The organism is Shewanella hafniensis, from assembly GCF_019655335.1.
Lineage (GTDB): Bacteria > Pseudomonadota > Gammaproteobacteria > Enterobacterales > Shewanellaceae > Shewanella > Shewanella hafniensis.
The window spans coordinates 1-1,989 of the sequence record NZ_BPFD01000162.1 but is presented as its reverse complement, the minus strand read 5'-3'; the positions used below and the strand labels follow the sequence as shown (position 1 = coordinate 1,989).

Annotated in this window: 2 protein-coding genes; one reads left to right on the top strand and one right to left on the bottom strand. The window is 39.0% G+C overall.

Going from position 1 to position 1,989, the window contains the following annotated elements:
* Positions 1-125: helix-turn-helix domain-containing protein (locus tag K5Q99_RS21650; protein WP_220776858.1), on the bottom strand; the 125-nt coding region annotated here is incomplete at its 3' end.
* Here K5Q99_RS21650 and K5Q99_RS21645 point away from each other — a divergent pair.
* Positions 124-1,866 (top strand): tetratricopeptide repeat protein, encoded by a 1,743-nt coding sequence (locus K5Q99_RS21645; RefSeq protein ID WP_220778104.1) that lies wholly within the window; start codon positions 124-126, stop codon positions 1,864-1,866. The two genes, K5Q99_RS21650 and K5Q99_RS21645, sit on opposite strands and share 2 nt — an antisense overlap.
* Positions 1,867-1,989: the final 123 nt, after the last annotated feature.

The window sequence follows — 1,989 nt, the reverse complement described above, 5'->3', positions numbered from 1 at the left end:
ACTTCCCTATAGACACTAGAGCGATGACAATCAATGCATTTAGCTATGTGTACTATCGAAAAGCCCTGTTCTAACAGCACGGAAATCTGGTATCGTCTTGCTTCGGTCAACTGTTGATAATTCATGGTGATACTCTTTTACTTTGGCGAGATAAAGCGTACCACTTTTCAGCAGTTGGCTTCTTCTACACCTCAATTAGAGTGTCGCAGTTATTATCTGAATTCTGGTGAACTGGGGTTCGCTCATTATCGAGCCAAGAATTATGAACAGACACTGGTGCTATTAGTTCCTTTAATTAAGCAAAGTACAGATGCAAATCTACTTTATGCAGTGGCGCAATCATTTCGACGTCTAAAGCAATTTTCTCAAAGCCAACAGGTATTTGAACGCTTAATTTCATTGCATAAGCATCCGGCTTTTTATTGCGGCTATGCAGGTTATTTTAAAGATATGGGGGATTTGGGCAAGGCTTGCGAATATTTTGATGATGCGATTAAACTAGATGTTAATTATTTTGACGCTTACTACAACAAGGCGTTGCTACTTCAAGAGCAAAAACAACTCCAAGAAGCGATTAGTTGTTATTTGATTGCATACCGAATAAACCCTAACCATGCCGGTACCACATTGGGATTGGGACAGAGTTATAGTGGGCTCGCGCAATTTAGCCATGCGATAGCACTTTACGAGCATTACATAACGAATAATAACAATAATGATCAAATTAAATATCAACTCGGTAAAGCACTGTTAGATATTTCTGCTTTTGAAAAAGCAAAAGCAGTTTTACAGGAATGCAAGGTTTTATTCCCAAAGAATCGTATTTATCGGCTCGCTTATATTACAGCACTTGAATCATGTTCATTGCGAGATAATGCACTAGAACAATATCGATATTTACTCGATGACTATCCATTGGATATTGAAATTCATGACCGTATTTTTCAGTTGTTGTGGCAACAAGATTCGGTTGATTATTTCTTTGAGTATCACAAGGCGTTCCTACAGAATCCATCAGATAAATTGTCACTTGAATACGCACGAAAACTCATAAAAGTAGATGAGTTAGCTACTGCAAAGTTGATACTAGAATGCTATGTTGATCAGGTTCACGGTGAGAGTCATGCATATATTATGCTGGCACATGTAGTGCGTGAATTAGGCGATTTTCAGCAGGCATTAGCGATTCTTGATGTCATTCAAACGAAGAATAGTATTGATCAAGATGCTATATTTGAGCGTGTCATTACCTTACTTTGCCTTAATGATTTTTCACAGGCATTTGAATATGCCGAAATACTTTATTCACTGCAAAATCCTACTCAAGGTGCAATAGCGTTATTTGCTGCTGTGCTGCGCATGTCTAATCGACACCATGAATATAGCCAAATCTTTAATTTCACAGATTTAGTTGGTGTGTTTGATTTGATGAATGAAGAGAACGCAGACTTGCATGAATGCTTAGTCAAAGATGTGCTTACCTTACACAATTCAAACAAGCACCCCGTTGAACAGTCATTGCGTTTAGGGACGCAGACTCAGGGAGATCTCTTTAATAGTGATATTCCGAGCATTTCTGCTTTTAAAGAGCAGCTTTCAATAAGCATCAATACCTTCATTAGATCGCACTCATTAGGTCCGATGCAGCAATTTAATTCGAATGATGCTGAAATTTTTGAATACAGTGCTTCTTGGTCTGTTAATTTAAAAGAATCAGGCTTTCATGTGAATCATTACCATAATACTGGTGTATTGAGCGCATGCTACTACTTGACGACAACTGGCGTTACAGATGAAGGTGCTGGTTGGTTACAATTCGGTCAACCAGAACTGAGTCGATGGCTTAAATTGGATGCTGAGTTCTGAAGGATCCCCTCATAAATCAGCCATAGCATAGCCATATTTGAGCAACTGATTGGCGAATAATACCCAGGCCGCCAGCAATTCTTTCTCCGTGATTTGATAATCAGGCCGCCTGAGTACCTCCAA

Bases quoted from the DNA above. Each gene is read 5' to 3' on its own strand.
- K5Q99_RS21645 (WP_220778104.1), top strand. From the start codon at position 124: ATGGTGATACTCTTTTACTTTGGCGAGATAAAGCGTACCACTTTTCAG.